Raw genomic sequence first — 24377 nt, 5'->3', positions numbered from 1 at the left:
AAGGTGTTATGTTTTCTCACATGCATCTGGCGCATTGGCGATTCGGAAGGGGAGATGGGATTTTGGGGGAGAAGTTTCAATTATTTTCGGGCGGTGCGGAGTTTCGTTTGTCCGGGCTGCGGAATCTCAGGCTTCGTTTTAAATTAATGCTTATGAACGGCTTTGCGATCGGCTTTTTGCTCATTGTTGGTTCCACGGGCTACTACTTCATGGATAAAATGTCGGAAAACTCGTCCCGCATGTATGAGGAAAGCTTGCTCTCCGTACAATGGATCAACCAGTTGAAATCGAGCTTTAACGAAACCGAATCGGAAATTTTGGAAATGATGCTGACCGTCGATATGAAGTACAAAAGCAAACTGCAGGCTCAGCTTGACGCATCGATAAAAGCCAATGACGAATTGGCTGCGAAATTGTCCGAAGTTCCTTTGAATGAAGCGGAGTCGGCCGGTTTTAAAAAGTTTGAGCAGTTGAACGCCAAATACCGGGAGCTGCTTGCCGCAACGATCGAACATGCGACGAAAAATAATCAGGTTGCATACCAGGTGTACAACAACCAGCTTTCCCCGCAAAGCGGGCAAACTTTGGCCGCGCTGAATGAGTTGGCGGCATTGAAGGAAGAAGCGGCCAAACAGTTCCGGAACAGCAATGCGAAAGATTCCGCCCGCGCGCATGCGATCATTGTCGTTACGATTATTTTGGCGATTCTCGTGCTGACCGGAAATGCTCTGTTGTTGAACGTATTGCTGACGAAGCCGATCGGCAGTTTGCAGGCTCAGCTGGAGAAAGCGGCTGCCGGCGATTTGTCGGTTAAAGGCGACTATCCGTACAAGGATGAGATCGGGCGTCTGACGGGCGCTTTTAATGCGATGACGGAAAACTTGCGAATCCTCGTCGCCCAAGTGGCAGATAACGCGATCACGCTGTCCGCCAGTTCGGAGGAGCTGCTTGCCGGTTCCGGACAGAGCGCGGAGGCGGCCAGACAAGTTGCGGTATCCAGCTTGCGGCTTTCGCAAGATTTTGAGAAGCAGTTTGCCGGCGTCATCCAGGCGAATGAGGCTGTGAGGCAAATGACGATGAGCACCAAAAGGATCGATCATTCGGTGCAGGAAGTCGCCGTTCTGGCGCAAGAAGCTACGGCTGCAGCGCAAAACGGCAAGCGGTCCGTCGTATCGATAGCCGGACAAATGCATGAAATTGCCGACTCCGTTCGGGAAGTGAACGCCGTCATTGAGGCGCTGGGCCGGAACGCCGATGAAATCGGCAACATCGTCAGCGCCATTAACGAAATCGCCGCGCAGACGAATCTGCTTTCGCTCAATGCGGCGATCGAAGCTGCCCGCGCCGGGGAAGCGGGTCGCGGCTTTGCGGTTGTCGCGGGGGAGGTCCGCAAGCTTGCGGACCAGTCTTCGGCCTCCGCGAGGCACATCACGACCCTGGTCGCGACGATTCAGACTCAGATCCGTCGCGCAGTCGTGTCGATGTCGGCCGGGGCGAACAAAGCGGAGCAGGGACTGGCCGTCTCCGATCAGGCTCAAGAGTCTTTCACCGACATCGCCGCATCGGTTGAAAAAGTAAGCGTCAAGGTGGAAGACGTGAACCAGGCCATCCGGGAGCTTGCCGATTCGAACGGGCGGATCGAAGAAGTGATGAATGTCGTGAGCAGCGTATCCGAAACGGGAATCGGCGTTAGCCAGGAAGCGTCGGCGGCCAGTCAGCAGCAGCAAGCTACGACGCAAGAGATCGCAAACTCCGCGAAATCGCTGGCAGGCCTCGCCGAAGAACTGCAAATTTCTTTGCAAAAATTTGTCGTTTGAGATAAGTAGTCATTGATTATTTTGTTACAATATGGTATTTTAATGTTCAAGAGAATACCGAATGTGTGCGGAAGAACCGCCCATGTTGTCGCTTATGAAGCTATAACGACAACGTGGGCGTTTTTGCGTTAAATTGGATGATTTTGGAGGAAAATGGTAGACGTTCACAGAAATGCTGTGTCATACTTTATGGCAGGAAGTCACATTTTGAATGGCCGCCAGGCAGCACATATTTATAAAAGGGGAGATTCGTTTATGAAAAAAATAATTTCTTTCGCAGTACTGATGTCGGTTAGCAGCGCCGGCTGTGAAGCCAGCGAAATTACCGGCGCGGCGGAAGCGGCTGTGCAGTCGCCCGCAGTCGTTGCGTTAAGCGACGTTAGCGGGCACTGGGCGGAAAAGCAAATTGCAGCCGCCGTCAAAAAAGGCTACGTAGACGGCTACGAGGACGCCGCTTTTAGGCCGGAGCTTAACATAAGCCGGGCCGAGTTTTTGAAAATGGCCGTAACCGCGTTAAAGCTTGACGCTGCCAAACCGGAAAATGGAGATAGCTGGTATACGCCTTACATCAACTCAGCCGTAAAAGCCGGAATCCACCGATGGAGCGATTTTACGACAGGCGACTGGAACACCCCGATAACCCGCCTGGAAATGGCGAGACTCGCCGTGCGCGCCACCACCAAAGACTTGCAGCATGCAGCCGTACACATGGATGATAAATCTTTCATGTACAACGCCACGAAAACGGGACTGATCCAGGGACTCGCCGGCGGGGAACTGGGAACGGATAAAGCAACGACAAGAGCGCAAAGCGTAACAATCATCGAGAGGATACTGACCGTGAACGCGGGCGGAAATCTGGAAGTGGACAAGTATGCTGTGAACAATGCCGAGCTGGCACTGAAAAAGACTAACATTTTCACGGTTATGCCTGAAATTTTTGGAGGGGAACAGTTTATTCCTTGGAATCCTGAAAACTTATCTGTAGAGACAGGGGACGGTCTGTATAAGGGCACGATGGATCAGATTATCGCCATCGATTTAGAAGATCCGAATGATCCGAATTTAGGCTTGTTGGGGGATATTAGCCAACTTAGGTGGCATAATGGCAGGTCGGCTAAAACCAGCCGATTTGTAAAGGATGGATATATGAATAGCTACGCTCTTTATTTTAAAGGGCATGTTGATTTTAATAAGGATACATCTATTTATAAGAACACAAGCAACGAGCCGTCATTTACCTTATACGGATTTGGTAATGGCGAACCTACAGACGGTATAAATGGAATTCTGAGTAGCACAGCACTATTGTTTAAGGAATCTATTGGTGATATACCTGCGCTTATTATTTCCAAAAATGCCCGTCCGATTGATGATTTAATCTTATCTATTAGCGCCCCAGCTATACCACCAGCACCAAACTTTAATAGAGAATTTTTCCATAGCTTGATTCCTAAAAAATAATAGATAGGAATGTTGATTAAGGGAAGGGGGATAAAAGCAGATCAAATTAAAATATATAAGTATTTTGATGTTGTTTTTGTTAGCAATTCAAATATTCCCAATACAATATATCGACTGGCCCATTGCAAATGCAGTATCGAGCAGTACACCTGATGAGACAAGGAATATGACTTATGCAGTTAATTCTCAGCTTGGCGATAAAGCTGTGTATAGTGATTCAAAAACAGCGAATACGAATCCTTTTTCTATAACTGCTCCTACAGGGAAAATCATTAAAGAGTTATCATTCTATCGAGAGGGACAAAAAGTTAAGACCATTGATGAGGCAGCCGGTTTGTCTACATGGAACACTCAAGGGGTTAACTTTTTAGGTACACCTGTAGCTGTAGAATCGATTGGAAATGACTCAGCACAGGGATATTTTGCTTGGTATCGATATGCCCCTAACAGTCCGGGAAGAACATTAGATTGGTATCAGGATGGGGCTACTGGCTGTGCAGATAACTCGGGCCGTGATTATACGGAAAACGTAAATGGATATCTTATGCCAAAAAGTCCGAATTGTGAAGGGGCTGGATTGTCTCTAAAAGCTAATCGAAAAAAAACCTATAAAATCGAAAATAGTTCAACCGAAATTCCTTCAATAATTGTTAATGTTTCCGACATCACGGCTACGGCGACCATTTTAAAAGAAACTATAGTTAAAGGGCCAGAATCTGTTCCAGATGGCACAACAGATTTTGCTTCGACTCGTTATGTTGAAACGAAAGGTATAACATCGGATTATTATGAAGTTTTTTACAAACAAGATTTGAATTACGAATCTGATTATGTAAAACAGCTAGCTTTACCCGGAGCAAAGGTAATGGTTTACTATGCCGCATTCACAGTCAATTTAAAATCAAACACCTATAAATATCCCGATCATATTGAAATTTCTTATGAGAATGCAACAGGCCCTCCGAACTTGGGAAATATTCATATGACTTTGCCCTCCTGTGTTGAAGCGGGTAAAGCGACAGTGTTTACTTTCACTTTTTCCAACTCGGGTGGAACGAACGTAACTTCTTCCTTCAACGTAAAAGTACTGATTGACGGATCGACGTTCAAAACGTTTAGTTATTCAGGGTTAGCAGCGTCATCGAGTAAAACTGAAACTTTTACCAAAACATTCGGAGGAACGTCGAGCTATTCGGTAGCTGTCATCATCGATGCTGTAAGCGGAGAGAGCGATACGGCGGATAACAGCAAATCATATTCGGTTACACCCGTTGCTTCTTGCAGTGGAGGCGGCGAAGGGGGAGGCCCTGAGGTCGTAACGGCCAACTTTACCATCGAAAAATCCACGATCCCTTTCGGTCAATCCAATACCTTTTATCCAACTGTTTCCGTAACAGGCGGTCAAGATTGCACGCTCCAGACCGTTACATGGACCGTCACGCAAGGAAGTTCAACTTGGTCTGTCACAAATACACAAGCCAGCAACCAAGGCTTTAATGGCCCGCCTTATCCCGGAGGGATCGGAGTAGGAACCGTCTCGGTTATACTCAAGGTTGTAACGTCATGCGGCACCATCCAAACAATCGGACCGAAGACGTTTACGATTACTACGCCGGCTTCATGCACCCCTTCCAATCAACCGCCGGTATTCAAAGCGGGCTTTGTTAACCACGGGAACAGCGGGGCAGTGAATGCGGTCACAAAAGCGTTTCCCGGCGATTGGCTGGACTTGCAAATCATTTACGATAATCAGTCGGACCCTCCGTATCCGCGGGATGTGGACGGCGATGCCTTTTATTTTACATGGGATTGGGCCAGCGCAGCGGCAAAAGATGCATGGCTAAAAAAATATGTGGACCTATACGGCAGCCCGTACACGCACGATGATCGCTATTCTTTTGGCTTCAGCATGATATTGACGGGAGCTGATATCGGTATACATACCATTGATGTCTATGCGACGGACTATTGCGGCAACACGTCAAAAGTAACGGCTAATGTGGATGTGACGTACCCGAATCCGATACCTGTAATCTCTATTCCGCGCAAAGTCGTAGAGGGCAGAACATTTACTCCGCTCATTAGCGGAGTCTCCAGCTACAGCCCAAAAGGAAATTCAATCGTCAGCTTCGATTGGCACGGCACGTACTCGACTTATTATGCAAGCCCCGGCGATTATACGATTCAATTGGATGTTTGCGATAGTGCCGGATTTTGCTCTTTGGCACCTGCTGTCAAAATTCTCCCCGTGCAGCCCGATTTGCCGCCCATCGTTCAGATCGTGAACCCGGGCACAGGAATGCGCGGAAACCAAATGGTATTTCAGGATACCAGTTACAGCCCGGACGATGATCCGATCGCAGTCCATACGAATAAGATCACCTGTGATACGAACAATGACGGTTCCTATGCAGATGAAACGTCTATAATGGTTTCCAAGGACGCAAGCGGATATATTTTTTATACGCCAACGCGGGTGGGCAAGTGCAAGATGGATATATTTATTCAGGAAGGTTTGGGGTATAAAAAATCCGCTTCGAAGACAGTCTACTTCGAAGTTGACAATGATTCACCGAATGCCACGTTTACGATGGCAGGGGCGTACAATCCTCCGGCACTAAGCTTGCCGACGCCGATCTCTATAGACGCGCTGCTCGGGTATTCGCGAACTTCGTTAGATGGCGATATGACGACCGGTTCCAACTGGTATAAAACAAGCAGCGGAACGCTAAAGAACGCGGCTGTCTACGATGTACCGATTTTGACTAATAACAATGTCCCGTATAACGGAATTGATTTGAGCCAGCCCTACACGGTTGCAAGTTCTGCAAAATTAGAATGGGAATGCTCCAATTTTTGTGCGGATAAAGCATCAAATTACAACGATCCATCCGGCTTGCGCTCAGACAACCACAGCGGAGCGATCCCGTTTTATTCTGTTTCCGGCGCCTATTACGTCAAAAACGTCGATGGTGTTCAGCAATGGGCGGTTTTATCGACGGATACCGATCATTGGAACTTCGGCGATGTTCGCAACCATATTACGCCAAGCAAAATTACAGCCGTGAGTCCTGACTTGTCCAAGTTCGCTTATGTCATAACAGATCAACCGACATATGCACCAACTATCATGGAATCCTGGTTGTATATCCGAAATGGTTCCGATGGCAGTCACCTGCAAAAAGCTCAGTTGACTTACAGGGAAACCATTGCCGGAACGTACAAGAATCTGATTGTCACATCGGGAGGCAGAGCATACGATTGGGACGGAAATCTCGTTTGGTCGGTCCCTGCCAACGCTTGCATAGTTACAGCCGGCAATCATGGAGCTTATGCCATAACAAAAGACGGGCAGCTATATTGTGCCGTGGCTACCGGGGGAACCGTTCAATTAACCCAAATCAATCTAAACAATGGCACTTTAACCAAAACTATGACTGTGGGCTCGTTCGCACACGGAAGCAATGATGCCGGCGATTATTGGGACGTTGGCACGTACATACAAGCTCTGAACATCGTTAATGAGGGCGAATTGGTACTGCAAGTGCATACGGTTTGGCAGTCAAGGGCGTCGGGTGGAGGAGCGCACACCTATTACGATGATCGTGAGTTTTACTATAGCGGCTCGCTAACGTCTACTGCCGGGAAAGAACCTTATTTCACGTCCGGACAGCTGTATGACCCGGCGGCCAACAATCAAAATGGCGAGTTCACCTATGCGTTTAAGTTTTCGGGTGCAACGAAGGCGAACGAGACGGCCGGATTTTCCTTCCGGATGAAAGACCGTTTGAATTTTTATCGGGTTGAAAATGACACGAATACCACCTCGCTCGTCGCTTATGTAAACGGCGTTCGGACGGTCATCAAATCGAAGGCGTTTCCGATCCCGGCGTATACCTTTGCTAACGGCAAAATCAAAGTTTCTGCCGACCATATTAAAGTTTATGTGAACGGGGCATTGATCATCGATGTATACGACCGGGCAATTGCCGAGAACGGCATGTACGGGATTTATGCGACTAAGGCGGGTACGGAGTTTAAAAACGTTACCGTTCTGGACGGACCGGGTACGAAATATTTGGGCAACGTCGTCGTCGTCGGCAATCCGATACAGTACTCGGTAAATTACAACGATCCGGAAGGCGATCCGGCGCGGCCGGAAACGGTGAAATGGACATTTACGAATGAGCAGCCATACAAATATCTTGATGCAGGGGACGGCTACTCGGATGCGCCTCCGGCCAACTCATACGATAATCAGGTCATCGGTTCGCCAAACGCTTCGCTTTATCGCGTCGGGTATTTTAAGGTCGATTATCAAATTGCGGACGACCCGTCGCCGCGGCCTTACACTTATGCGGACGGAACGTTCAGCTCCTACAGCAAATTGTCGGAGCCGTACACACAGTACGTCAAGGCGGTTCGTCTGCCGGTTGCCCTTTTTACGGTGTATGAAAACGCGGACCATACGCTGGGATATACGGATCAAAGCTACGATCCGGACCACTGGCTCAGCACGACAAACGTTCAAGCCGGCTATGAAAATAGCCGCGGTATTTTCGGCCGATTGTGGAAGTATACGGCGCCTGACGGCACTGCGGCCTACGGATTCCCGAGCCGGCCGAATCAAAACGGCACTTACGTCATCAGCGAAGCCGTCATGCAGGAGGATGGGCTTTGGAGCGATTGGTACGATCAAAGCATCAATGTAAGCGTGCCGGTTGCGAACAATCCGCCGGCAGCGGTCCTGACGTTCCCGGACGGAACGCAAGCAAGCCCAAGCTACGTGAACACGCTGACCCCTACGATTACGTGGAATCAGACGGATCCCGATGCGGGCACTGTTTTTGCAGCGTACGAGGTCATCGTCAAGGACGAGGGCGGCAATGTCGCCGCCGCTTCCGGAGTTCAACCGCAAGGGACAACAGCATCAACCGCTCAGTGGACGCTAACGCAAAGCTTGCAGCTCGGTCAAAAATATCAAGCCGCCGTCAGGGTCAATGACGGTCTTGTCTGGTCCGGTTGGTCGAATATCGGCTGGATGGTTACCAATCGTCCGCCGGTGGCGGCGATGACCGTTCCGGATGGAACGCAAGCCAATCCAACGATTGTTAACAGCTTGCGGCCGACGCTGCAGTGGCGGCAGACTGACCCTGATCCGGGGACAACGTTTACGTACTTTCAAATTCAGGTGACGAATGAAGCTAATGACGAGATGATCCTCGATTCCGGCCAGCACTGGCAGGGGACCGTTTCCAATACGGGGACGTGGGCGGTGCCTGCGGATTTGCCGGCCGGCCAAAAGCTGCGTGTTCGCGTTCGTGTTTTTGACGGATATGTCTGGTCCCCGTACTCCGAACAGACCTGGATGTACATCAATCGGCCTCCTGCCGCTGATTTTGACTGGTCGCCGAAGCCCGTATGGGAAGGGGATTGGGTTCATTTTACGAATCTGTCGTCGGATGCCGACGGCGATCCGTTAACTTACGAATGGAAGATTTCGACTCCAAGTGGAGACGTTGCCGTGTTCAGGACACAGCACGCAGCTTATCTTTTTGGCATACCGGGTCCTTACACAGTATCGTTGACGGTTTCCGACGGATATGCGTCGGCTCACGCGGAAAAAATCGTCGCGGCGTCACCGTTAACGATTCAATCGGATGTGACTTATACGGATCGATGGCTCGCCTACCATGAAAGCAAAGGGCACCGAACGACCGAGCATCCGAAGGACTTTTATTCGGGCGAAATATTCGTTGTCTCGACCCGAAGCTCCCCGGCTCCGGTTGCCGAAGCTTTGGCCTGGATTGATACGACAGGGCAGGACGGCCATTCTTTGTATGTATCCGCCAAATTAGCGCCCGATCCGGCCGACCCTGCTTCATTTAGAGGGCAGCTGTTCGATGAAAGATTTCTTTCTCTTACCGCGGGGCTGCCTGAAGGGCTGCAGACGATTCATTTTCAAATCCGTTACATGAACGGAGTCGTGCGAACGGAGGATATTGCCGTCCGTATCATCGGCAGCGCAAACAAAACCGTTGGCGTTCATCGGGTTCAATGAATGAGGTGTTGACAATTGCATATGGTACGTAGTATTATATGTAAATTGATATAAATGAAGTATATAAACACTTCGTACCAAAACCTCATTTACCCCTTTAAAATGTTTAGCGAGATGAAAGCAATTCCCTTCCATGTTTCTTTCTCCTTACGCGCAAGATGCTCATTTACAGGTAAACCCGAGGCAGGCGTTACGGTGTTTCGGCAGGCGTTTGTTAGACAATTCTCACTGGCGCGGTCATCGGAGCCGCAAGGATGGAAGAGAGGCAGGGCTTTCGTTGTTTTGATTCAGACACGCTTCTTATGCAAATTCATGAATATCAACTTTATAAAGAGGCCGTTTCTTTGTCCGGCAGGATGAAGAAGCGGCTTTTATTTGCTATACGGAAGTATGTTTTTGATGCCGGAAATTTCCAAAAAACATTGGGCAAAGAGAACGGTTTCATGTAGAATAATGTCAAAAAGCATAAGGGATTAGGAAGGGGAGTTTTGCAGGTTGAACAGTTTGTTGGCACGCATGGTTTTGTTTTTCTCGGGTCTTATTTTGATTGCGGGAACGGTTCTAGGATTTACGCTGTACCGCTCTTCCGGCAAGTTGGTGGAAAATTCCATGGGACTTCAGGCAAAGGCCGTTGCGGAACGCGCGGCCAAACTGATCGATGCGGAAGCGTATGCGGGCCTGAGTCTCAAGTCCGGAGCGGAAACGGAATATTATAAAAAGCTGCGTGCGGAGCTTAATGCATTGCGGGAAACGAACGGCTTCAAATATGTATACACGCTCGGAAAAACGGAAAAAGACGGGAAAGCCTCCTACGTTTATATGGTGGACGGGGCTCCGGCCGATGCGAAGGACGGGGATTTTTCGCCTTTGGGGAGCGAAGAGGGGCATGGCTATCCGGGGATGATCAAGGCGTTCGAGGAAGGACAGGTCATGATCGGCGATTTGTCCAGGGATGAGTTCGGAGCGACGATTACCGCCTATGTGCCGTTTAAAGGGAAGGACGGCAAGCTGCTTGGCGTCGTCGGGGCCGATTTGGATGCGACGGAAGTTTACGCATTGATGGATGCTTCCAGGAAGACGATGATCGGCGTCGCGGCGGGCGTTTTTGCCGTCAGCATGCTGGTCGTGTTCGGGCTGGCCCGCTACTTGACGCGGCCGTTAATCAGGCTGACTGCGCAGGTGGCCAAAGTCGGCGAAGGCGATATGACGGTCGAAATCCCAGTGAACTGCAAGGATGAGATCGGAGGGCTGGCGGCGGCTTTCGGGCTTTTGGTATCCGACACGAGGACGGTGATCCGGGGGATTCGCGGCAGCTCGGACAAGCTGCTCGGCGCATCGGTAGGCGTGGCGGATCACGCGCGCCATGCGACATCGGCGAGCCATGCGATCGCGGCGAACATCCGGGAGGCGTCGCAAGGCGCGCAGACGCAGGTGCGGCACGCGGCGGAAATGACCAAGGCGATGGAGGAAATGACATCCGGGATGCAGCGCATCGCCGAATCGGCCTCCATCGTCGCGGAAGTGTCGAAGCAGACGACCCGGGATGAGCACCGCGGCAACGCCTCCATCGTCACGGCGGTCAGCCGGATGGAGGCGATCGTGACGACGTCGGCGCACATGGCCGCCGCAACGAAGCATTTGGAAGGACGATCCGGCGAAATCGGCGAGATCGTCTCGATGATGGCGGAGATTGCGTCGCAGACCAATCTCCTGGCGCTGAACGCGGCGATCGAAGCGGCGCGCGCGGGCGAGAACGGCCGCGGCTTCGCTGTCGTGGCCGAGGAGGTGAGGAAGCTTGCGAATCAGTCGCAAGCTTCCTCACAGCGGATCGCCGAGCTGATCGAGGCGATCCTGGAGCAGACGGCCTCGCTGTCTGCCAGCATGGCGGCGAGCTCGGCGGAAGTGCAGGCCGGCCTCGGCATCGTCCGGGACGCCGGCGGCGCGTTCGGCGACATTGTCGCCGGGCTGGAGCGGATGACCGCGCAGCTCCAGGACGTCTCCGCCGCGTCGGAGGAAGTATCGGCCGGCTCCGAAGAAGCGGCCGCGTCCGTCGACGAGCTGGAGCGCATTTCGCGGCACGCGGCACAGCATTTCCGGGAAATCGCGGACTCTTCCGGCTCGCAGCTGGTATCCATGAACGAGGTAAGCCAATCCGCGGATTCGCTTAAAGCGATGTCGGCGGAGCTCAGACAGCTGATCGATCGTTTTAAAGTTTAACGTCTACAGGGACAGGGGGGAGCGGCAAGTATGGGCATTCATCGGTTTGAATTGGCGGCCCGTTGGTCGGGAGGTTTGCATGGCGCCGGAGAGCTTGCTTCGGGCAAGCTGGACACCGCAATTTCCGTACCGGCGGAGCTTGCCGGTCCGGGCGTCGGAAGCAATCCGGAGGAGCTGCTGCTCGGAGCGGCCGCGGCCTGCTATCTCATTTCGCTGGCGGCGCTCGTGCAGCGGCAAGGAATTGAACGGCTTGAGCTTGTATCGGAGCTGTTTGTAGCCGCAAACCCGGCGATGAAGGTCGACAAAATCGTCCACAAACCGGTTATCGCCGTCCCTGCAGGTTTTATGCCGGAGCAGGCGGATAAGCTCCGCAAAGCGGCCGTTCGCGCGGAGCGAACCTGTATGATCAGCAAGGCGCTCAAAGGAAACGTCGACATCGTCGTCGAACCGGAGCTGCATTTCATGTGACCGGTCATATGACTTCATTCACTAGACGCTGGCCCCCCTCATTGGATAGACTGGGATGGAAAGGGGTGCTTTTTCATTTATGTCACAGTCTGCATCAACCCAGGCGCCAAGCATGCGTACTTTTTTTGCCAACCGTTTCGTCCAGGCGATTTTGCTGTCGGGCCTGTTTCTCCAGATCGGCATTTGGGTCCGCAATTTTGCCGTACTGCTTTACGTTACGGATCAAACGGGAAATGATCCTTATGCGGTTTCATTAATCTCCGTCGCCGAATATGCACCGATCTTTTTGTTCTCATTCATCGGCGGAACGTTTGCCGACCGTTGGCGGCCCAAGCTGACGATGGTATGGTGCGATATACTTAGCGCGGTTTCGGTGTTCGTCGTTATGTTCACGCTCGCTTACGGTTCCTGGAAAGCGATTTTCTTTGCAACGCTCGTATCTTCGATTTTGTCGCAATTTTCCCAGCCGTCCGGTATGAAGTTGTTCAAGCTCCATGTGCCGGAATCGCAAATCCAACTGGGCATGTCCATGTACCAATCGATGTTCGCGATATTTATGATACTCGGTCCGATCCTGGGCACCTTCGTCTACTTCCATTTCGGCATTGAAGTCGGCGTCGGCATTATGGGCGTCTGCTTTCTGATCTCCGCCCTCGTTCTTACTTTTCTGCCGCCGGACCGCCAAACCGAATCTTCCGAAAAGCAGGAGCCTACGCATATTTTCAATGAGATGGCGCAAGGCTTCAGGTACGTGTTCAAGCGCAAAATACTGCTGATGCTTGGCGGATGCTTCGCCGTCGCAGGACTGGGACTCGGACTGATCAGTCCGCTCGGTCTTTACATCGTGACGGAAAATCTGTCCCTGCCCAAAGAGAATCTGCAATGGTTTATTGCGACTAACGGCGTCGCGATGATTATGGGCGGCGCTTTGACGATGGGGTTCAGCAAAAAAATGACGCCCCAGGCAATGCTTGTCGCAGGCATGGTCGTCAGCGTCGTTACGATCTCGGTTATGGGCAATACCCATCTGTTATGGCTTGCGCTTGCCGCCCAGTTCTGCTCGGGCTTCGTCATGCCGGCCATTCAAATCGGCATCAGTACGATGATTCTCGGCTACACGGATGAAGCTTTTGTTGGCAGGGTAAATGGCATCCTGAACCCGCTCTTTATGGGAGCGATGGTCATTACGATGAGCTTGGCGGGTTATTTGAAGGCACTGTTTCCGCTTAATTCGATCTATCTGGCTTCCGCAGCTTTATTTGTTATCGGTGTCATCGTGATGCTGCCTTCGTTGAAATACAGGCCTCAATCGCAGAGCGAGGGAAGTCCGGAAGCGCAGACGGCATCTTAAAAATCGAAAAAACCTCGGTCTCGACGGCATCGGCCGTGGAAGATCGAGGTTTTTGTTTTTACAGAAAAGGCGCTCCCGCTTCCTGGTAAGCGTCCATCATCTCGCGGGATACGGCAGAGTCGCTCAAAATGCCGGTCGTCTCGCGGACATCGCCGATGACGAACAAGGAGCTGCGGCTGAATTTGGAATGATCGGCCACAAGATACGTTTCCATGGACCTGCGCATCATGCAGCGGTTCGTTTCCGCTTCCAGCTCGTTGTAAATCATCATGCCGCGGGACAAGGAAACCCCGTCTACGCCCAGAAACGTTTTGCGGATGCTGAGATTGTCCAGCGTCGCATTAGCCAGCGGGCCGGAGAGCTCGAACGTCTGCGTCCGGATAACGCCGCCTGTAACGATGAGCTGCAGACTGGGCGTGCCGATCAACTCGTATGCGATATTGACCGCATTGGTGATGACGGTCAAGTTTTTGAATTGGTTGAGCTTTTTGGCGATAAACGTCGTCGTCGTGCCGCCGGTCAGCCCGATAATGTCGCCGTCCTCGATCAAGCGGACCGCTTTCTCGGCGATTTCTTTTTTCTCCTCGGTATACAGGTCCATTTTTTTAAAAAACGGCACTTCTACCTTCAAGCTTTCCAGTACGGCGCCGCCGAAAGTGCGGATGCACCGTTTCTCCTGTTCGAGAATTTCGAGGTCCCGCCTGGCGGTAGCTTCGGAAACGGCGAACTGCTGCACAATGTCGGTCAGCGCGATGGAGCCTTTATCTTTAATGATCTGCATAATCGCATCCCGGCGAATGTCGGTCTTTCCCATGGGCCCTCCTAAAGAGTAACAGCTTTCCTTAATAGCGGTAACGCTTACTTGTATCTTATCATGCCGATTGATAAAACGTCCATCATCGGATAAGCTGTAGATAGATTGGGAAAGGGGTGTCGGGCATTGAAGTATTCCCTTTGCATCGGAGCGTATCCGGGTAAAGATGCAGTGTATCATTTGGAAAAGGTTAAGGAGCACGGGTTTGATGGTTTGGAGCTGTACCAGTGGTGGGGGCTTGGCGATTTGCAGCGGTTTGCTGCGGAGCAGGAGCGGATCGGCGTGGGCATCATCAGCACCTGCACTAAGGTGTTCAATCTGGTTGATCCGGCTTACAGAGAAGCTTATGTAAGCGCTCTTCGCGAGACGATCGAGGCGTGCCGCAGGCTGAACATCCCGGCGATTATTACCCAGACCGGCAGCGAAAGAGCCGGCGTCCCCAGGGAGCTGCAGCGGGAAGCGATGATCGAGACGCTGAAGCAGTGCGCGCCGCTGCTTGAGGACGCGGGCATCGTGCTGGAAATAGAGCCGCTCAACGGGCTGGTCGATCACGCGGGCCATTATTTGCAGCGCTCCGACGAAGCGGCGGCAGTGATTGACGCCGTAGGCAGCGAGCGGGTCAAGCTGGTGTTCGACGTGTATCACCAACAGATAACGGAGGGCAACGTGATTCGCAATGCGACAGCCTATCGGGAGCGCATTAGCCATTATCATATCGCGGACAATCCGGGACGCAAGCAGCCGGGAACCGGCGAGCTCAATTACGTGAATATTTTGAAAGCGATTCAAGATACAGGGTTCGACGGTTTTGTAGGACTGGAGTGCGGCTACACGATCGATACGGATCAAGCCGTCGAGCAGTTCAAAAACGATATTCTCGCCAGGCTGTAACGGGAGACCGCCCCGGATTGCACGGAATCATGCAATCCGGGGCGGTTTGTTTCACGCTTTTAACGCTTCCTGCGTCAAGTCGAGCCATTCGAGCTCCTGCGGAGTTAATACCAGCTGCGCGCCGGCGCTGCACGACAGCATTTCGGCTTCGCTGCGGGGACCGATCAGCGCGCACGCCGGGAACGGCTGGTTCAGCACGTAAGCGAGCGCGATTTGAATCGTGGTAACGCCTTTCTCGGCAGCCAGCTGCTCGGCGCGGTGAAGCCGTTCCCAGTTGGCATCGCTGTAAAATACGCGCACGAGATCGGCATTGTCCCGGATGTCGGGCGTGAACCTGCCGCTGAAAAAGCCCCGCGCTTGCGCAGACCAGGAGAGCAGCGGAAACTGATTCGCCGCATGCCACTGCAAGGTGTGCTCGTCGGCCGACACGCAGCCTGCCCAGAACGGCTCGTTCGCCTTGGCGAGGCTGAGGTTGGGGCTGCTGAAGCTGAAGCCGATCAGACCGTGCTGTGCGGCATATTCGTTGGCTTCCTGAATGCGCTGGTGCGTCCAGTTGGAACCGCCGAATGCGCGGATCGTTCCGGCTTCCACCTGTTCGTTCAGCGCTTCGATAATCGCGCCGACCGGAGTCGCGGGATCGTCGCGGTGCAGAGCGTACAAATCGACGTAAGGGGTGCGCAGCCGCTCCAAGCTCGTCAGCAAATCGCTGCGAATCGCCTCGCGGTTCACGCGCGGGCCGTTCTGGTCATGATGCGCGCCTTTTGTAAAAATATTGATCTGTTCGCGGTTGTTCATCGCGTCCAGCCAAATGCCGAGGGCTTGCTCGCTTTCCCCTCCGCAGTAGATAAAGGCCGTATCGATCGTATTTCCGCCGATCGCCAAATAATGCTCCAAAATTTGACTCACTTCGTCGCCATTGTCCAGCCTGAAAAAATCCGAGCCCATGATGAGCTGGGAGACGGGCTTGTTCAGCCCGTTGATTTGGATATGTTTCATTGCGTTTCCCAACCTTTCCGATTATGAGTGAGAGAGAACGATTCGGCTTCGCTCCCTGGCTGATTGCAGACAAGCATCGATCACTTTCATATTCAGGACCGCATCGGAAGGAGCAAAGCGCTGAGGCTTTTTGCCCCATACCGCATAGGCCATATCGTCGGCTTGGAGCGCGTATTGGTTCAGGAACGGGGCTTTCTCTTCGCGGCGGCCGTCGGCATTCCATACGATGAAATGCCCGCTCTCCTCCGTAGGCGTAATAAAGGCGGACGGAACCTCGATGCGGCCTGTCGTTCCCAGCACTTCCACGGTGTTGCGGAAATTCGCCCACATGCCGCAATCGAACGTCAGCGCGACGCCGCCGCTGAACTCGACGAGCCCGGACATGACCATGTCGACGTCGTCATGCTGCGGCGAGAAAAAGGCGTGAGCTGTAACCGCTTCCGGCTCTCGTCCGAGAATGAGTCTTGCCGCGCTGATCGGATAGCAGCCAACATCGTACAGCGAGCCGCCGCCCATTTGCTTGTCAAAGCGGACGTTCCCTGTGGCTCCGGGGTTGTTGAACGTGAAAGTGCCGTGAATGCCCCGGACCTCGCCGATTTCACCGGATGCGATAATTTCGCGGATCCGTTCGTAGCGCGGATGGTGCCGGTACATGAACGCTTCGGCGAAATGTATGCCGGCTTTGGCGCAGGCGGCGATCATTTCTTCCGTTTCAGCGGCCGTAAGCGAGGCAGGCTTCTCGCAAAGCACATGCTTGCCGGCTTCGGCGGCACGAATGGTCCATTCTTTATGCAAATGATTCGGCAGCGGTATGTACACGGCGTCGATATCGGGATCGGCGATGAGCTCTTCGTAACTGCCGTAAGCTTTCGGGATGTTTAAAGACTCGGCGTTTTTTTGCGATTTGTCCAAATCGCGGCTTGCGATCGCGGCTACTTCGCCCGTTTCCGACTGGCGGATGCCCGGAATGCAAGCCCGGATGGCGATGTTGGCGCAGCCCAAAATGCCCCAGCGTAGTTTTGACATGAAAAACAACACTCCATTCTTTTTTAATAGCGTTATATTGTCATTATAAAAGCAGTTGATTAAAATGAATATAATAATATATTGCATTAGATATCGTAATATTGTCATCAGGAGGATGTATGTCCAGACATGTGATGCTGCCAACGCTGCAAAACTCGCCATACTTTATTTTTCCCGAATCCGTCGGATGGTACAGAAATGTGCCGAATCATATCGTGGATCGTGCTGAAGGCGCGTGGGCCAGCTACAGCCTGCACTTCGTGACCGCCGGCAAAGGATACGTAGTACTGGACGGTACGGCGCATACGCTGCAAAGGGGCGACGCCTTTTTGTTTTATCCGCTGCAGAAGCAGAACTATTACAGCAGCAAGGAAGACCCGTGGGACGTGCGCTGGGTGCATTTTTACGGGGATCATTTGAAGGAGTTTTTGCTGGAGAAAGGTTTTTTTCGCAATCTTTGGACGTTGAAGCGGTGGAGCGAGCTGGAGGAGGCGATGGATGAACTGCTGCTGGAAGCGGAGGCGAACAGCATTTTGCGGACGACGAAGCTGACTTCGCTCACGTATACGATTCTCGCCGAATTTATGAGCTATGCCGCGCCGCTTACGGGAGCGAATAGAGGAACGGAGTCGATTGACCGGATTTTGGCGCTGCTGTCCGAGATGCAGCAAAAAGCGTGCGAGCCGTTTGTGCTGGAGGAATGGTCGGAGCGTGCGGGAGTCAGTCCGCACTATTTTTGCAAGCTGTTCCGCAAGGCGACTTCGATGACGCCGCTTTCGTTCATTACGCTCTGCCGCATGCAGTACGCGAAGCAGCGGCTGATCGAGCAGGAGCATTGCAGCGTCAAGGATATCGCCAGAGAAGCGGGGTATCCCAGCGCCAGTTATTTTAACCAGCGCTTTCACGAGCATGAGGGGATGACGCCCAGCGAATTTCGAAGTTTGTATCCGAAACGGCTATGAGCGGAGGCGAGACCGGATCGGCCGGCCGTCCCAAAGCAGTTCCGTCGCCGCTTGGCGGCTCTTGACTTCCGGCTCTTCGAGCAGCAGGAAAAAGTTTTTGGTCGGGAGCTCGCCGAGCCCATGCTTGGCGGACAGCTTGTCCAGGTAAGGCCGCATATTGTCAAGCTGGCCGGACATGTTGCCGCCCTGCTGGGAGAAGGCATAGAGAACGCTGGCGACAGGCGCCCGCTTGACGCGGAACTGCTCTACGGCGCGCAGGAAAAAGTCCCAGTCCCAGTAATGAAACATTTCGGTGTCAAAAGGGCCCAGGGCGTCGAGCAACTGCGGGCGGAACAGGCAGCCTGACGAGAAAAAGGTGGAAAACCTGCGCATCGCCGGCACATCGAACTCGTAGGCGAATACGAACCGGCTGGTCGGCCGGCGGATTCCGTCTTCGATTACATAGTCGAAAATCTCGACATCTGTGTATACAAGATCGCAATCCGCGATTTCTTGCAGCATTCGCTCTACGTGAACGGGCAGCAGCAGGTCGTCGTCATCGCAAAGCATGATGTAATCGCCGCGCGCTTCCTGCAGCCCGCGGTTACGGGCATGAACGTGCTTGAGATTGCGGGGCATGTTGACAACTTCAATGTGCAGCTCCGGGTACAAGCTTTGAATGAAATCGACCGGCTCCCCGCAGTCGTTGACAACGATGATTTGCAGGTTCGAATAAGTTTGCGCAGATAACGATTCGATCAGTTCAGCCAGCTCCAGGGGCCGATTGTAAGTTGGTATTATGACGGAAACTAACGGTTCTGCGGACGGCAAAAGCGGAGCACCTCCTGTTAGGGCTTTGGTTGTGAAGCGGTTCAGTTTCATTATAGTCAACGCTTTTGCAATATGCCAGCGAAACCGTGGATAGACAGAGGTTCCATAAGGATCGGCAAGCAGCCTGGCCCAAACGGCCGCAGGCTGTTTGGCATGGATAAGCTGCAGCTTCCTGTTTAGTACTACTAAAAGTTAGTACTTCCGGCAAACCGGACCGGCAGGGTACCCTTGTCTTGAGAACTTCAGAGCAGGGGGGATCTAACCGTGAAACAGACGCCGAAGCGCGGAGTATGGCTGAACCGGGAAATTCCGTTTAGAGTGAACTGGATGCTGCATGCTGTCATCGTTGTATTTGTCTCAGTATGGACATGGCTGGCCACGGAGCCTTCCAGCAGGTTTGACTGGTTTTTGGAAAATTTGTTGGTCTGGGCTGCACTGCTGCTGCTCGCAGGTACTTACCGTCGGTTCGTTTTTTCCAATTTGTCCTATGTGTTGATCGCCTTGTTTTTGTTTCTTCATGTGTGGGGCGCCCATTATGCTTATAATGAAACGCTGGCCGGCGCATGGATGAAAGAGTGGTTTCATACGGAACGCAACCACTACGACCGGTTGGTTCATTTTAGCTATGGGCTGCTGCTGGCTTATCCGATTCGGGAAGCGTTGAAAGCGCGGACAGGACTCGGCAAAGAATGGCTGTATACGCTGACTTGTACGATCGTGCTGGCCAGCGGGGCATTTTATGAGTTGATCGAGATGTGGGTGGCGAACATCGTCGCGCCGGAAATCGGGACCTTGTTCCTGGGAACCCAAGGCGACCCGTGGGACGCTCAGCACGATATGGAACTGGCCTTGTACGGCTCGATCGCAGCGATGCTCATTACGGCAATGTGCGGACGAATCGGGCGGAAAATGCAGGGCGGATACGTTAAGAAACGGCTCAGGCCGTAAAGAAGCATTTTGTGCGCAATATCGGTTATAATGAGTGACAGGTTTGTATGATTGGGACAAAATGGAACAAAGGCTGGGAGGCTGCTTTATGGCAGAATCGAATGAAAACGTGTATAAATGGTACGCGGGCTCCTATACGGATGCCGGCAGCAGGGTCGGAATTACGTTGTGTTCGTTTGATGCCGGTACCGGCGAGCTTGGCATTTTGGAGACTTATGACGATTTGCCGAACGCTTCTTTTTTGGCGGTCGATTATCGCCGGTCGAGGCTGTATGCGGTCAGCGAAACGGAAACGTACAACGGCATGTACGGAGGAGCTGCCGCCGCTTACAAGATCGACGTCGGGACCGGCAGGCTGACGAAGCTGAACGAGCAGCCGACGCATGGCGCGGCGCCGTGCTACGTCAGCGTGGACCGGACGAGCCGGAACGTGTACGTCGCCAACTATTTGGGAGGCAGCGTTACCGTGTTCCCGGTTGCGGAAGACGGCAGCCTGATGGCCCACAGCCAGCTGCACAAGCACGCGGGCGAGCTCGGGCCGAACGCCGAGCGTCAGGAAGCGCCGCACGCCCACTCGATCGTAGTGGACTCGGATAACCGCTACGCGATCTCGGCCGACCTGGGCCTCGACAGGCTCGTGATCTCGGCCGTCGACGCGGCAGGGCACAAGCTGGAGCCGCACGGCGAAGCGGCATTGACGCCCGGCGCCGGGCCGCGGCACCTCGTTTTCAGCGCAGACAGCCGTTTCGCGTATGCGGTAAATGAGCTGGATTGCACCGTGACGACGCTGCAATACGATGCGGCAGCGGGCACGCTGACCCCGCTGCAGAGCGTTTCGACATTGCCGGCCGGTTTCTCCGGCAAGAACATATGCGCGGACATCCATCTGTCACCGGATGGCCGCTTTCTTTATGCGTCCAACCGCGGGCATGACAGCATCGCGGTGTTCGCGGTGGACGAGCGGCAGGGCGCGCTGTCGCTCGTCCAGGTGCAGGCGACGCTGGGGCGGACGCCGCGCAATTTTGCTTTGACGCCGCAGGGGGATTACCTGCTCGCGGCGAACCAGGACTCGGACCGCATCACGGTGTTCCGCGTCGATGCGGCAACAGGCCGGCTGACCGATACCGGTCAGTCGCTCGGCATTTCGCGCCCGGTATGCATCAAGTTTTTGTAGCGAGCGGATGCGACTCAAACTGTAAAGAACCGTTCAAGTCTTAAACGTGCTCCTCAGAGGCTTTTCTGCATGTAACGAACCGAGACGCCCCTATATTGTGGTAAACCGACTGAAACCGTGGTAATCCGTGGTAACCCGTGGTAACCCGTGGTAGGGAAAAACCTGCGAAAGCGCAGGTTTTTCCTCTGAAAGTGGCTTATTTGGGCGAAAAGCCTGCAAAAGTACAGGGATTTTCGCTGAAAGTTGAGCCTGAACCCCTATCCCCGCTGAAAAACCTGCACAATTGCAGGAATTGTTCGTGGCCAGCGATCAAGGACGCAAATTCATGTATGTTTGCAGGTTTTCTTCGCGCAGCCAGGCAGATTGTGGTTATCGCCTATGACGCGGGGGTTTTTGGACAGCCTGGAAAGTGCAGTTTTTTGCTCGTCGATACACTGGCAGCGAGACATTCCTACAAAAATGCAGGTTTTTCATCGTATACATAGGCTCAGACTAGCATAACCGTCATTTAAAACGCCCAAATGTTATTTTTTTGTAAAAATATCTGTTGCATTTACAACTAATCAGGCGTATGCTGAATTAGTGGCAAGTGCAACTAATCGGTGAAAGGAGGGAACGTATGATTGACGCCAAAAATTCGATACCGCGATGGGTATCGCTGTTGTACCGCTACGGCCAAATGTATATAGGCGATCGCCTGAAAGATTACGACATCGGCAGAGGGCAGCATATTTTTCTCAACGCGCTCTACAAGGAAGACGGCCTGACGCAGGAAGAGATTTCCGATTACTTGAAGATCGACAAAGGTACGACGGCGAAAGCGCTCAAAAAGCTGGAAGAGCAGGGATACATCACCCGGAGCGTCAGCGAAAAGGATAAAAGGTGCAATCATGTCCACCTGACCGAGAAGGCGCTCGGCATTAAGGAAGACGTGCGAAACGTCTTGACGGATTGGAGGGAGAGGTTGACTTTCGGCCTGACGGAAGAAGAGAAGCAGCTCGCTCTTACGATTTTGGAAAAAATGGGGAACAATGCGGCGCGGTTTGCCGCGGAATGTTCGGATTCCCCCGAAAAATCAACATCAAGCTAGCAGGGCAGGTGTTCGCAATGAATATTCGGCTTACCGGGGCTTCGATTATTGACCGGCATTTTCATGCTTTGACTCACCGGAATTACCGTTACTTGTGGCTCGGACAATGCGTTTCGCTGATCGGCACCTGGATGCAAAATATCGGACAGTCGTGGCTCGTGCTGACCTTGACCGGCTCCCCTCTGCTGCTCGGGTTTGTGGGCGCTTTTCAATTCACTCCGATTCTTTTGTTTTCCTTGTTCGCGGGCGTTGTCATCGACAAGTTCCCGAAGAAAAACATTTTGATCGTGACGCAGACGATCTCGATGCTGCTTGCTTTTACGCTGGCGATCCTCGTATTTACCGATACCGTGCGGTACAGCTACATCCTGGTGCTTGCGCTGCTGCTGGGTCTGAACAACACGTTCGATATGCCGACGCGGCAGGCGTTCAACATCGAAATTGTCGGTAAGGAAGATTTGATGAACGCAATCGCCCTGAATTCCACTACGTTTAATATGGCCAGAATCGTCGGCCCTTCGATCGGCGCGGTCATGATGGCTTTCTTCGGGGCGGGCTGGTGTTTTTTGCTCAACGGGCTCAGCTTTCTTGCCGTTTTGTACGGTTTGCTGCAAATTAAGGCGACCCCTTATGTGCGCGAAAAGAAATCAAGCGAAAACGTGCTTAAAGAAATTAAAGACGGTCTCCGCTACATCGCGAAGGACCCGCTGCTGTCGCAGACGCTTCTGCTCGTTACCGTAATCGGAACGCTTGCTTTTAACTTCAATGTGCTCATTCCCGTATTTACGAAAGATGTGCTGCACCTCGGGGAGACGACGTACGGAACTTTGATGTCCTGTCTCGGAGCAGGCTCTTTCATCGGGGCGCTTACGATGTCGCTGCGCAGCAAAAAAGGGCCGCGTCTTACGCTCAGCATTATTTGCAGCATGGTTGTAGCGGGCTGTCTCGTGCTGAACGGGCTCAGCAAATCCGTCGTGTTGTGCGGGATCGCGCTGGCGATGACGGGATTTTTCAATATTTTGTTTTCGACCAACAGCAATTCCGCGCTGCAAATGCATGCCAAAGATGAGTTCAGGGCGCGGGTGATGAGCGTCTATGCCCTCGTATTCGCCGGATCGACGCCTATCGGCAATTTGATCGCAGGGTATGTGGCGGACCGATTCGGCGCGGGCGGCGCGTTTCTTTGCTGCGGCATTTTGAGCGCGGTGCTGAGCTTGGTAATTATTTTGAAATACCGCGGAAAAAGCGGCGTCCAGCCGCTGATTGAGGAAGCGAAGCACGCCTAGAAGAAGCTGCAAGCAAGCCTGCTGGCGTTTTCAGACTGAACGGGCAAGAGAAGCGGTCAATAAGTTTTTTGCGACCGATCCATTTTTTGGGTTGTCAAATTTGTCCGAATCCTCTACAATAGGCTGTAGATTCATGTCGGAAACGGAGGAAAGACCATGTTTGATTTTTTGAAGAAAATGTTTCAACCATCGAAGCAGGAACCTGCGGCGGCGGATGATTACAGAACGATGGAAATCGACGTTGTCATTAAATGTTTCGTTTCGGACAAGGAGAAGCCTTTTCGCGTCATCTTTAAGGTGGAAAAGCAGGGCTCGTTTTTTACGAAGGACATCTTCGTGAAACATGCGGATGCGAACACGCAATTTGAGCTGGTGAACAATTTTTCCACACTTGGCATGAATCCCGAGGAACTGCGCAAATACGGGGCGACCGACCATGCGGAGTACGGCTTTGCGACGATCGAAGAAGCGAGGAAAGTCAAGGATACGACCGTGGAATACGTCAGGTTCCTTTTGCGCGAGCACAAGCACGAAACAATGGCGAAAATCTCATAAAATAGATAGCAAAAAGGAGTCGGCGCTAGTTCGCCGGCTCCTTCGCTTTTTTACAAATTGAGGGGCTCCGCATTTCTTTGCAATATTTCTTTTAAACGGTGCTGCCGCAGCTTCGTAATGGGAGCGTACTTGGAATCCGCGCCTTTCATTTCGAAAAATACTTTGCCTTCCTGAACGACGGCGATTTTTTTAATATTCACGTAACAGTCCGTGTTCGCTTTGAAAAATGCGGTGTTCCCGATCAGCGCGCTGAGCTGCTCGGTGGACATGCGTTTTTTTATGTTATAGTTTTTGCCGTGAAAGCTGACGAGACCGTGTTCTCCGACGCGGAAAAACATAATATCTTTTTCCAGAACAAAATCTTCATAACTGTTTCTTGAACTGAGCGCTACATTCATGTGTATTCCCCCTCATTTTAATGTGAACGACTCAAATGTTAACGCTTTC

At 52.5% G+C, this 24377-nt stretch carries 19 protein-coding genes; 14 read left to right on the top strand and 5 right to left on the bottom strand.

Annotation, left to right across the window (positions count from 1 at the left end; genetic code table 11):
* Positions 1-62: 62 nt before the first annotated feature.
* The 7 genes from AC0LWT_RS06020 (at position 63) to AC0LWT_RS05990 (ending at position 13378) form a co-directional block, all read left to right on the top strand.
* Positions 63-1817, top strand: a complete 1755-nt coding sequence (locus tag AC0LWT_RS06020; RefSeq protein WP_474680329.1) for a methyl-accepting chemotaxis protein — start codon at positions 63-65, stop codon at positions 1815-1817.
* Positions 1818-2072: 255 nt separating this feature from the next.
* Positions 2073-3281, top strand: coding sequence for an S-layer homology domain-containing protein (locus tag AC0LWT_RS06015; RefSeq protein WP_474680328.1), 1209 nt, complete (start codon positions 2073-2075; stop codon positions 3279-3281).
* A gap of 865 nt (positions 3282-4146) precedes the next feature.
* Positions 4147-9342, top strand: coding sequence for a glycoside hydrolase family 78 protein (locus AC0LWT_RS06010; protein ID WP_474680327.1), 5196 nt, complete (start codon positions 4147-4149; stop codon positions 9340-9342).
* 254 nt (positions 9343-9596) lie between these two features.
* Positions 9597-9791 carry a hypothetical protein gene (locus AC0LWT_RS06005; protein ID WP_474680326.1) on the top strand — a complete coding sequence of 65 codons (195 nt, stop codon included), beginning with the start codon at positions 9597-9599 and terminating at the stop codon, positions 9789-9791.
* Between the two features lie 46 nt (positions 9792-9837).
* The gene (locus tag AC0LWT_RS06000; RefSeq protein ID WP_474680325.1) at positions 9838-11559 is read left to right on the top strand and encodes a methyl-accepting chemotaxis protein; all 1722 of its coding nucleotides are present in this window, start codon (positions 9838-9840) and stop codon (positions 11557-11559) included.
* A gap of 30 nt (positions 11560-11589) precedes the next feature.
* Complete coding sequence (locus AC0LWT_RS05995) at positions 11590-12027, top strand: OsmC family protein (protein WP_474680324.1); 438 nt, start codon at positions 11590-11592, stop codon at positions 12025-12027.
* Positions 12028-12139: 112 nt separating this feature from the next.
* Complete coding sequence (locus AC0LWT_RS05990; protein WP_474680323.1) at positions 12140-13378, top strand: MFS transporter; 1239 nt, start codon at positions 12140-12142, stop codon at positions 13376-13378.
* A 58-nt stretch (positions 13379-13436) separates the two neighbouring features.
* On the opposite strand, the gene AC0LWT_RS05985 is transcribed toward AC0LWT_RS05990, so the two are convergent.
* A complete protein-coding gene (locus AC0LWT_RS05985; RefSeq protein ID WP_474680322.1) occupies positions 13437-14192 on the bottom strand; it encodes a DeoR/GlpR family DNA-binding transcription regulator in 756 nt (251 codons plus the stop codon).
* Positions 14193-14318: 126 nt separating this feature from the next.
* Here AC0LWT_RS05985 and AC0LWT_RS05980 point away from each other — a divergent pair, with 126 nt between their 5' ends.
* Positions 14319-15083: a TIM barrel protein gene (locus tag AC0LWT_RS05980; protein ID WP_474680321.1), complete on the top strand. Its 765-nt coding sequence runs from the start codon at positions 14319-14321 to the stop codon at positions 15081-15083.
* 51 nt (positions 15084-15134) lie between these two features.
* Here AC0LWT_RS05980 and AC0LWT_RS05975 read toward each other — a convergent pair whose 3' ends face one another.
* The gene (locus AC0LWT_RS05975) at positions 15135-16079 is read right to left on the bottom strand and encodes an aldo/keto reductase (RefSeq protein ID WP_474680320.1); all 945 of its coding nucleotides are present in this window, start codon (positions 16077-16079) and stop codon (positions 15135-15137) included.
* A 21-nt stretch (positions 16080-16100) separates the two neighbouring features.
* Complete coding sequence (locus AC0LWT_RS05970) at positions 16101-17105, bottom strand: Gfo/Idh/MocA family protein (RefSeq protein ID WP_474680319.1); 1005 nt, start codon at positions 17103-17105, stop codon at positions 16101-16103.
* A gap of 119 nt (positions 17106-17224) precedes the next feature.
* On the opposite strand from AC0LWT_RS05970, the gene AC0LWT_RS05965 reads away from it, so the two are divergent.
* The gene (locus AC0LWT_RS05965) at positions 17225-18067 is read left to right on the top strand and encodes a helix-turn-helix transcriptional regulator (RefSeq protein ID WP_474680318.1); all 843 of its coding nucleotides are present in this window, start codon (positions 17225-17227) and stop codon (positions 18065-18067) included.
* On the opposite strand, the gene AC0LWT_RS05960 is transcribed toward AC0LWT_RS05965, so the two are convergent.
* Positions 18062-18877 carry a glycosyltransferase family 2 protein gene (locus AC0LWT_RS05960; RefSeq protein ID WP_474680317.1) on the bottom strand — a complete coding sequence of 272 codons (816 nt, stop codon included), beginning with the start codon at positions 18875-18877 and terminating at the stop codon, positions 18062-18064. The two genes, AC0LWT_RS05965 and AC0LWT_RS05960, sit on opposite strands and share 6 nt — an antisense overlap.
* Before the next feature lie 264 nt (positions 18878-19141).
* Here AC0LWT_RS05960 and AC0LWT_RS05955 point away from each other — a divergent pair, with 264 nt between their 5' ends.
* From AC0LWT_RS05955 to AC0LWT_RS05935, 5 genes are all read left to right on the top strand, one after another.
* Positions 19142-19825 carry a DUF2238 domain-containing protein gene (locus AC0LWT_RS05955; protein WP_474680316.1) on the top strand — a complete coding sequence of 228 codons (684 nt, stop codon included), beginning with the start codon at positions 19142-19144 and terminating at the stop codon, positions 19823-19825.
* Positions 19826-19913: 88 nt separating this feature from the next.
* Entirely contained in the window at positions 19914-20999 is a 1086-nt protein-coding gene (locus tag AC0LWT_RS05950) for a lactonase family protein (RefSeq protein ID WP_474680315.1), read from the top strand.
* 619 nt (positions 21000-21618) lie between these two features.
* Positions 21619-22089 carry a MarR family winged helix-turn-helix transcriptional regulator gene (locus AC0LWT_RS05945; protein WP_474680314.1) on the top strand — a complete coding sequence of 157 codons (471 nt, stop codon included), beginning with the start codon at positions 21619-21621 and terminating at the stop codon, positions 22087-22089.
* 17 nt (positions 22090-22106) lie between these two features.
* On the top strand, positions 22107-23375 hold the full coding sequence (locus tag AC0LWT_RS05940; protein WP_474680313.1) for an MFS transporter: 1269 nt from the start codon (positions 22107-22109) through the stop codon (positions 23373-23375).
* A gap of 156 nt (positions 23376-23531) precedes the next feature.
* Positions 23532-23930: a hypothetical protein gene (locus AC0LWT_RS05935; protein ID WP_474680312.1), complete on the top strand. Its 399-nt coding sequence runs from the start codon at positions 23532-23534 to the stop codon at positions 23928-23930.
* A gap of 50 nt (positions 23931-23980) precedes the next feature.
* Here the strand turns inward: AC0LWT_RS05935 and AC0LWT_RS05930 are convergent, their stop codons facing one another.
* Positions 23981-24328 carry a LytTR family transcriptional regulator DNA-binding domain-containing protein gene (locus AC0LWT_RS05930; RefSeq protein WP_474680311.1) on the bottom strand — a complete coding sequence of 116 codons (348 nt, stop codon included), beginning with the start codon at positions 24326-24328 and terminating at the stop codon, positions 23981-23983.
* Positions 24329-24377 lie beyond the last annotated feature (49 nt).

Source organism: Paenibacillus sp. sgz302164 (genome assembly GCF_056120505.1).
This window is presented reverse-complemented; position numbering and strand designations above follow the sequence as displayed.

Excerpts from the sequence above, each read along its gene's own strand:
- AC0LWT_RS06015 (WP_474680328.1), top strand. The coding sequence starts at position 2,073 with ATGAAAAAAATAATTTCTTTCGCAGTACTGATGTCGGTTAGCAGCGCC.
- AC0LWT_RS06010 (WP_474680327.1), top strand. The coding sequence starts at position 4,147 with ATGGTTTACTATGCCGCATTCACAGTCAATTTAAAATCAAACACCTAT.
- AC0LWT_RS06005 (WP_474680326.1), top strand. The coding sequence starts at position 9,597 with ATGGAAGAGAGGCAGGGCTTTCGTTGTTTTGATTCAGACACGCTTCTT.
- AC0LWT_RS05995 (WP_474680324.1), top strand. The coding sequence starts at position 11,590 with ATGGGCATTCATCGGTTTGAATTGGCGGCCCGTTGGTCGGGAGGTTTG.
- AC0LWT_RS05990 (WP_474680323.1), top strand. The coding sequence starts at position 12,140 with ATGCGTACTTTTTTTGCCAACCGTTTCGTCCAGGCGATTTTGCTGTCG.
- AC0LWT_RS05985 (WP_474680322.1), bottom strand. The coding sequence starts at position 14,192 with ATGGGAAAGACCGACATTCGCCGGGATGCGATTATGCAGATCATTAAA.
- AC0LWT_RS05975 (WP_474680320.1), bottom strand. The coding sequence starts at position 16,079 with ATGAAACATATCCAAATCAACGGGCTGAACAAGCCCGTCTCCCAGCTC.
- AC0LWT_RS05970 (WP_474680319.1), bottom strand. The coding sequence starts at position 17,105 with ATGTCAAAACTACGCTGGGGCATTTTGGGCTGCGCCAACATCGCCATC.
- AC0LWT_RS05965 (WP_474680318.1), top strand. The coding sequence starts at position 17,225 with ATGTCCAGACATGTGATGCTGCCAACGCTGCAAAACTCGCCATACTTT.
- AC0LWT_RS05950 (WP_474680315.1), top strand. The coding sequence starts at position 19,914 with ATGGCAGAATCGAATGAAAACGTGTATAAATGGTACGCGGGCTCCTAT.
- AC0LWT_RS05945 (WP_474680314.1), top strand. The coding sequence starts at position 21,619 with ATGATTGACGCCAAAAATTCGATACCGCGATGGGTATCGCTGTTGTAC.
- AC0LWT_RS05940 (WP_474680313.1), top strand. The coding sequence starts at position 22,107 with ATGAATATTCGGCTTACCGGGGCTTCGATTATTGACCGGCATTTTCAT.
- AC0LWT_RS05935 (WP_474680312.1), top strand. The coding sequence starts at position 23,532 with ATGTTTGATTTTTTGAAGAAAATGTTTCAACCATCGAAGCAGGAACCT.
- AC0LWT_RS05930 (WP_474680311.1), bottom strand. The coding sequence starts at position 24,328 with ATGAATGTAGCGCTCAGTTCAAGAAACAGTTATGAAGATTTTGTTCTG.